This window comes from Paenibacillus gallinarum, from assembly GCF_014836635.1.
Taxonomy (GTDB): domain Bacteria; phylum Bacillota; class Bacilli; order Paenibacillales; family Paenibacillaceae; genus Paenibacillus; species Paenibacillus gallinarum.
In genome coordinates, this window is record NZ_JACSQL010000009.1 from 238,378 (window position 1) to 245,467 (window position 7,090).

A 7,090-nucleotide genomic window follows, 5' to 3' on the forward strand; every position below is an offset into this window, starting at 1 on the left:
AATTGCCGAGTCAAACCATTTCTCTATGCATGATCGTAAAAGATGAGGAACAGATGCTGCCCGCATGCCTTGAAAGTGTGCAGGGAGCGGTTGATGAAATCATCGTTGTAGATACAGGTTCAACAGATAACACGGTTCAGCTGGCAGAACGTTACGGTGCCTCTGTTGTCCACTTCAAGTGGTGTCATGATTTTGCAGCCGCAAGAAATGCGGGGCTTGAGGCAGCTACCGGCGACTGGATTCTGTTTCTTGATGCAGATGAAAGAATAGATGAACAGGGCGTACAAGAACTTCCGATCTGGGCACAGCAAGATGGAGTCGAAGGATACTTTTTACAAATTCATAATTATACAGGAAACGGTTCGGGGGGAGTCACGATTAATCCGGTACTTCGTATGTTTCGGCATCGACCAGAGTACCGCTTTCAAGGAAGAATTCATGAGCAGATCGCCGAATCCATTGTGAGTCAATGTGCGGAAGCTCATTTTCATATGACCGATGTGATCATTCATCATTACGGGTACAGCGAGACGATTGTCTCGGCTAAGAACAAAGTGAATCGGAATATGGAGCTGCTGCAGCAAATTATCGAGGAAGATCCAGCGAATCCGTTTCATGATTATAATCTGGGTGTCGAGTACTTACGAATGGGAGAAGTCCAGCAGGCGTTAGGGTATTTTCAGAAGTCATGGAACGGTTTAGAACCCGCACGTGTCAGTTATGCTCATTTGGTTCTTAAATATGAAGTGCGATGTCTGCAGGCACTTGGACAATGGAAAGAGGCAATGGAGAAAATTACTGAAGGGCGTAGTCTATATCCCGGATATACGGATTTGCTGCATGCTCAGGCATTCACCCAGAATACGCTCGGCAGAGCAGAGGAAGCTGAAAAGATCCTTCGAGAAGCCCTTCATATGGGGCCTTCAGCGGAGATGTACCATACGGAAGAAGGAATCGGGACTTTCCAAACATGGTTCATGCTCGGTCAGTATGCGGAACAAAGAGAAGCACTCGAAGAAGCCGTAGATGCATATGTCGAGGCAGTTCGGTATAAGCCAAGTCTGCTTCCACCGTTATACCGGATCTGCCGTATCCTGCAGGTTACCGGGCAGGAGGAACGACTGCCAAAGCTTATCGAGGCACGATTTCGGATCGAGTCACAAGAAGCGATGGGGAAATTAATCCGAATCCTTAACGATAGCAGATGCTACTCGGCTGTCCTATCGATCTTGAAGCAATGGGATCAGCCTTCCATTCCTCGTGAGACGATCCGTGTAAGTAAGATCATGGCGCTATGGAGGTGCGGAGATTGGGAAAATGCAGCTCTTCTTCTGCGCAAAAATGATGACTTTCCTGACCAAGAGAAAGATTGGCTCATGTGGAGTTTAGATATCGCTCCTTCCATAGGACAAAAGCGGGCCATTAAAGATCATGCCATCCTTCTCATCGAGCAGGGGGAAGATGAAGAATTGAAGCCTTTAACAGAGGGGACTTGGACTTCCTTTGCAGAACTTCTGGAAGCAGCTGACCATGCGGGAAAAAGAGAAATGTTTGTAGGTGTAACAGGCGCCTGGCGTAACACATTAGAAAAGAACAGAGAAGTCATGCCTGAGGCGGTTCTAATGGGAACCCAAAAGTATGTGAGCAGTATGACCTCAGCAGCAGACGGGCATTTATCTGTGATTCAAGCGCAAGCACCATACGATGTGAATACTCGTCCAGTCCAGCATATTCGGCTCGGACTTCCATGGCCGAACGGGTTTAGGTAGATAACACCAGACACTAGTAAGAATAAGAGGAGGCATTTACGCGAAATGAATCCAGATTCTCCTGTGTCACTTTGTATGATTGTTAGAGATGAAGAATGGGTTCTTTCCCAGTGCTTGTCTTCCGTAGCTGATATTGTATCGGAAATCATCATTCTCGATACAGGCTCGGTAGACGCAACTTGTTCCATAGCAGAAAAATACGGTGCTCAGGTCATTTCATATCCATGGCAATCTGATTTTGCAGCTGCACGAAATGAATCTTTGAAACTCGCAACCAGGCCTTGGATTCTCGTACTGGATGCAGATGAATGTTTTGCTCATGGACAGAAAGAAAAATTATGGGCACTATGTGCAGATGAAGCGGCTGCAGGATATGAACTGCATATCAAAAGTTTACTTGGGCACCAAGGTGATGAGCAGGTAACCGACTATGTCTGCAGGCTGTTTCGGAATGATCCGGAAATAAAGTTTAGTGGTTCGATCCACGAACAGATTGCTTCCGCAGTTCAAGCAAAAGCCCATCAGCAGTTAAAGCGCTGTGATCTAGAAATTATTCACTATGGCTATCTCACTCATATCATTGAACAGAAAAACAAAACCGAGCGCAATCTCCGGCTTATTAAGGAAGCCCTGGTAGCGGATTCAAAAAACAAAGAACTGCTTTATGCACTGGGCACAGAATATTTTCAGCAAGCCAATTATTCGCAGGCGCTTCCTATCTTTGAACCGCTGCTTGCGAGTCTGCCAATAACGGAAGGATATGCTTCCGATCTGTTCTTAAAAACGATGTATGCACTCCGAGAAACGGGCCGGGCAAAAGATGCGCTACAGCAGATTGAGCAGGGACTGATTGCTTTTCCTAATTTCGCTGATCTACAGGAGATCTATGCCGTACTCTTCATGGATGAGGGACAAGATGAAAAGGCTCTTCATGTGCTAGAAGGTATGTGTATATCGAGGGAATATACTTCAGTTTCGGGAGCGGGGACTTACCGAACAGCGTATTTAAAAGGGGTGCTGCTAGAGCGGCAAGGTCAGTGGCAAAAAGCATGTGAATTTTACCGAGTTTCCCTTGCGTACCGCCCGGATTATGTGCCGGCATGGCAAAGATGGCTTCCGCTCCTTGTCAGTACCAAGCAGATACAGCAGTTGAATGAGTGGGTGAAGAAACAAGGAATTCCGAAAAAAGCGCAGCTGCTGGTCTTTTATCTCATGCTGGATTTACAGCAGCCGGCTTGGATTTTAAAACATAGAGACTACCTGCAGGATGCTTTTTTGGCCCAACCTTGGATAGAAGCACTTTTGCAAGCACAGATAGGTGAATACAGCATAGCCGCTCGTTACCTTCAGCCTTGGGTGCAGTCTCCAGCCCACCGAGAACAGACGGAAATTATCCAAGCGGCCTTAGAATATAGCAAGACGGCATTGAAATCTCAGCATCGCAGTGTGCAGACCCGTTTAGAAAAGCCACAATTACATCGCTTCTCCTCTGCTGCGGAGGCCTGCGAAATGTTCATTCGCATCGGGGCATGGAACGGGTTTTCGTCTATGTTACGCAGTGATTCCTCACCTGGAACGCTGCTGTCTGCACTATCGCCGGCGATGAAGATTGCACTCGTTCATGCACCGCTTTGGATAGTAGAGCAGCTACATTCCTTGCTGGAGCAGGAGTGGGAACGAAAACAGCCGGATGAAATCGTGAGAAGTCGCTGCTGTATGCTGTGGATTGCTCTCCATACCCGGATTCAGCAGGACAATGATTCGCCGTTTGATACCAGACTAAGGTCATTTGTACAGGAGCAACAGGGTAAATATATACCCACTTCAGAGGCATATACCGCACGCTGCGGATGGAATGCTCTTACCTATGTAATCAGCATACCGCTGAAGAGGTCTGGATTACATTCGCTTGTGCTATTGTAGTCTGGATCCAACGTAATGCTTATCTGAGGAAGGGAATCAGCACCTTTTTCCAAGCGGATTTCCACTTTTCTTCATCATAACTAAGCGCCGTTTGCCGTGCCTGCTTGCCAAGCTGTAATCGGAGGTCTTCATCGTCAATAAGGCGGCACAGGGCAGCTGTGATATGGGATTCCTCCGGAGAGACTAATAGGCCATTAAAACCATCTTGTATCAGATCATTGAGACCGCCGACATTGCTCGCTACGACGGGGATTCCGCAGCTCATTGCTTCTAGACAGGCATAGGAAGTTCCCTCGGAGAAAATCGTAGGAACGACCACGATATCTGCCATATGATAGGCGGTTATCATCTCATTAAAAAGATAGCTTTTGGAAAGAATGCGCGCTTTATGGGGATGATGTTTCATCCACATTTCAAAAGCTCTGCCCACGGTACTTCCCTGTACCCGCTCTCCTGCAAACTCGATTTCTAACCCAGGGTAGAGACCTAATAAATAATCAGCGGACAGCATCATCGGAATGATTCCTCGTTCTAGACTAATTCTTCTGGGAAAAAGAATTCGTACCCGCCCCGGCTGATCCTCGTCACTAGATTCCAACTCCTCCTCTGACTGATGAAGATGAACCCTTCGATTTTTAGTTTTTTTGCGCAGGGTATGCTCTTCAAGTTCTGTTTCTTCTATACCGGACTCCAGCGGTTTGAAATAATGAGTATCGACAGCATTTGGGATCAACATAATCTTCTGCGGATCATTAAATGTACAGACGGCTCTGCAAAAGGTGAGAAAGTGAGAATCTACAGATACGATGGTCTCCAGATGATCTAACGCGTGCTGTATAGAGAGAGCTACTTCTTGTTTCACTTCAGATGGAATACTCGGGCGATCCCAATTGATCCCGTGACATATTCCCAGACTATTCGGGGAATAGCGCAGTGGGTGCCAAATACAGCTGGCATAGATAAGCGGACCTTTCGCCTGAGAAGCCATCTCCTCAAACGCATCCGGTATGCGCTGCGGATCATAAGAATATCCAAACACTTCAATCTCTTCAATATGGCGGTGAAATGAATCGTAATAGGATAATTGATGGACCTGCGGTGTATGACCCAGTGAGCGAATAACCTGACAGAGCTGGTAGATATACCGTTCCAGTCCGCCTCCAAATAGTCTTTCAAAATCACGGTTATATCCGTCCGCAAAGCTGTGCGTGAGAATGCTGACGTACAATTAATCTTCCTCCTTCCATTCTAGAAGGTTCGGCTGCAAATCCAAAATGGACTCATATTGGGCTGGATTTCCCCAACGCCCTTCCGGGTCCATTTTTTTGTAGCGGATATATTTCTCCACCCGTTCTTCCAGGGGGCCCGACCAGCCCAGATGCTTAATACGTAAGTCCGTGGTAAGCCCAGGGAGTGCGGAGCAGGTAAGCGGGAGACGTGGTACATGATGTTGCATTTGCGGATAGAAGTAGGGGTAGTCTTTGAAAAAACGAACAAGTGTCATGGTTGCTCCTTTATGTGCCTGCCACAATTCGTCTTCCCGGTAATACTCGCGGTTGCCCCAAAGATCATAGAGCCGAAAGCTGACTGAGTCATAACGATTCTGATTAATCAGACCTCGAATATTTCGCTTGGCCCGCTCCTCATACAATTCATCGGCATCAACGGCAAGCAACCAGTCGGGAGAAGTAGAAGCAGCAGCTTGCCATAGAATAGAACGTAATTTCCATTCTTCTGCAAACAAGGATTCCGGAAGCTGTACAAGCTTGATTACCTTTTCAAATGACTTACAGATTTCGACCGTACGATCTGTACTGGCATCATCAACGATAACGATGTGATCAACATAGGTAGAGAGGTCAGTAAGTACTTCTTCCAGGTAGCGATGTTCTTCATTGTGGACTTGAAGCATGGCGGTCAGCTTATTGCCTTCTTGTTTACGTACATTAGAAATAGAGGGAGAAGTATCTGACATGAGTAAAAATCAGCTCCCTTTCAATAAAATATGAACCTTATCATCCAGTACCTCCAGAGCAGCGATATGAACAAGAGCTTCTTCCTTCTCGGCTGCTGCTTCGAGAAATAGGCGAATGGCTGCATGCCGTTCTCCGCGTATTGCTTCCACATTGCCGCACAACAAGCGAAACAGGTACCGGTCTTCTGCTGCAAGCAGGTCAGAGGACTGAACCTGTGATAGAGCAAGTTCTAATTGTCCCGTTTCTCGGTACATATGAAACAGGAGGTGTCGATTATGATTATCGGCAGGTAGCTGCTGAATGATAGATATGGCTGCACCATAGTCATCATTCAGCCGAAGTAATTCCGCACGCGCAAGGGCCTCCTGATCTTGGGTCAGAAGGGATAGGATGTTCTCATATTGTTTTGCCTCGGTTTCACCAAAGGCCGTAATTCCGTATATACTCGCTGCAGTTTGCAGGTTGCCTAGCTTTGCATGAATCGCGGACAGAAACCGGTAATGGGAGATCAGAGATTGATGCTGACCGCTTACCACTGCCTGCAGAAATGCTTCCTCTCCATAATGCAGTGCTTCTTGTTCTCCTAATAAGTAGTGATATACAGCTAAAAGAAATGAAAAGGTCTCATGAGGTCCGTTCTGTTCTCTCATAGCACGGTAGTGCGCTTTACGCTTAGTCCACTGAATCTTATGGGCAGAGACAGGAATATCCTCCACGATTTCATGGATTGCATGTATAAAAAGGTCCAGGTCTAGGCTCTCTTGTTCCTCATCCAGAAATAGAGCTGGGGTCCCTCGAAAAGTCGCATCTAGACACTTCATCTCGGAACGTGAACAGAATAGCGAGGATATGGCCCGAAGTTGTTCTGTACAAGTATTGAATAGACTGCTTGCGTCCTCTTCATCTTCGTCGAATTGGAGCATAATGAGCTGCGCTTCTGTTTGAGAAGCGGCGACATGCAGCCAGTACGGATGAGCAACAATAGCAAGGGTATCTTCTGCACAGACGGTATGAAGTTCGGAGGGCGTCAATAAAAGCACACCAGACGGTAGCTCGGCGAGTAGTGCTTCGTCTTTTACATGATCCTCCTCTTGAAGCTTAGGTTCAGATAGATAATAGACGTCATATTCCTCACACAGCATGGATAGCAGTTTAGTAAGCAAGGGGTCCGGCTCACGCGGAGGAAATACGACAATGGAAGAAGAGAGCATCGCACGGCTCCTTTCTTGATGCGGATGGTAGCACGAACTCTACAGTATATGGGCAGTTGCCTCAGAACATGTTCCGTATGATCTGTAAAAGTTATCGCAAATGTCGACCATGTACTTTTTATCATTTTTAAACGGACAGATTGTAATATGAAGTGCGACACCTTGCTCAAAAAATAAAAATGGCCCATGGCCTGATTCGTGTAGAATAGAG

General features: G+C 46.7%; 5 protein-coding genes. 2 read left to right on the top strand and 3 right to left on the bottom strand.

The genetic code is table 11. From position 1 onward, the window contains the following. Positions 1-2 precede the first annotated feature (2 nt). On the top strand, positions 3-1,769 hold the full coding sequence (locus tag H9647_RS18420; protein ID WP_191802679.1) for a tetratricopeptide repeat-containing glycosyltransferase family 2 protein: 1,767 nt from the start codon (positions 3-5) through the stop codon (positions 1,767-1,769). 45 nt (positions 1,770-1,814) lie between these two features. After that, complete coding sequence (locus tag H9647_RS18425; RefSeq protein WP_191802681.1) at positions 1,815-3,692, top strand: tetratricopeptide repeat-containing glycosyltransferase family 2 protein; 1,878 nt, start codon at positions 1,815-1,817, stop codon at positions 3,690-3,692. A gap of 19 nt (positions 3,693-3,711) precedes the next feature. Here H9647_RS18425 and H9647_RS18430 read toward each other — a convergent pair whose 3' ends face one another. Genes H9647_RS18430 through H9647_RS18440 form a run of 3 tightly spaced genes read right to left on the bottom strand, consistent with a single transcriptional unit; the run spans position 3,712 to position 6,879 of the window. Next, positions 3,712-4,920, bottom strand: coding sequence for a glycosyltransferase family 4 protein (locus H9647_RS18430; RefSeq protein WP_191802684.1), 1,209 nt, complete (start codon positions 4,918-4,920; stop codon positions 3,712-3,714). Then, a complete protein-coding gene (locus H9647_RS18435; protein WP_191802686.1) occupies positions 4,921-5,667 on the bottom strand; it encodes a glycosyltransferase in 747 nt (248 codons plus the stop codon). Positions 5,668-5,676: 9 nt separating this feature from the next. Further along, the gene (locus tag H9647_RS18440; protein WP_191802688.1) at positions 5,677-6,879 is read right to left on the bottom strand and encodes a hypothetical protein; all 1,203 of its coding nucleotides are present in this window, start codon (positions 6,877-6,879) and stop codon (positions 5,677-5,679) included. Positions 6,880-7,090 lie beyond the last annotated feature (211 nt).

What these genes read in the sequence shown, in the direction of transcription:
- H9647_RS18425 (WP_191802681.1), top strand. Translation starts at nt 1,815, where the DNA reads ATGAATCCAGATTCTCCTGTGTCACTTTGTATGATTGTTAGAGATGAA.
- H9647_RS18435 (WP_191802686.1), bottom strand. Translation starts at nt 5,667, where the DNA reads ATGTCAGATACTTCTCCCTCTATTTCTAATGTACGTAAACAAGAAGGC.
- H9647_RS18440 (WP_191802688.1), bottom strand. Translation starts at nt 6,879, where the DNA reads ATGCTCTCTTCTTCCATTGTCGTATTTCCTCCGCGTGAGCCGGACCCC.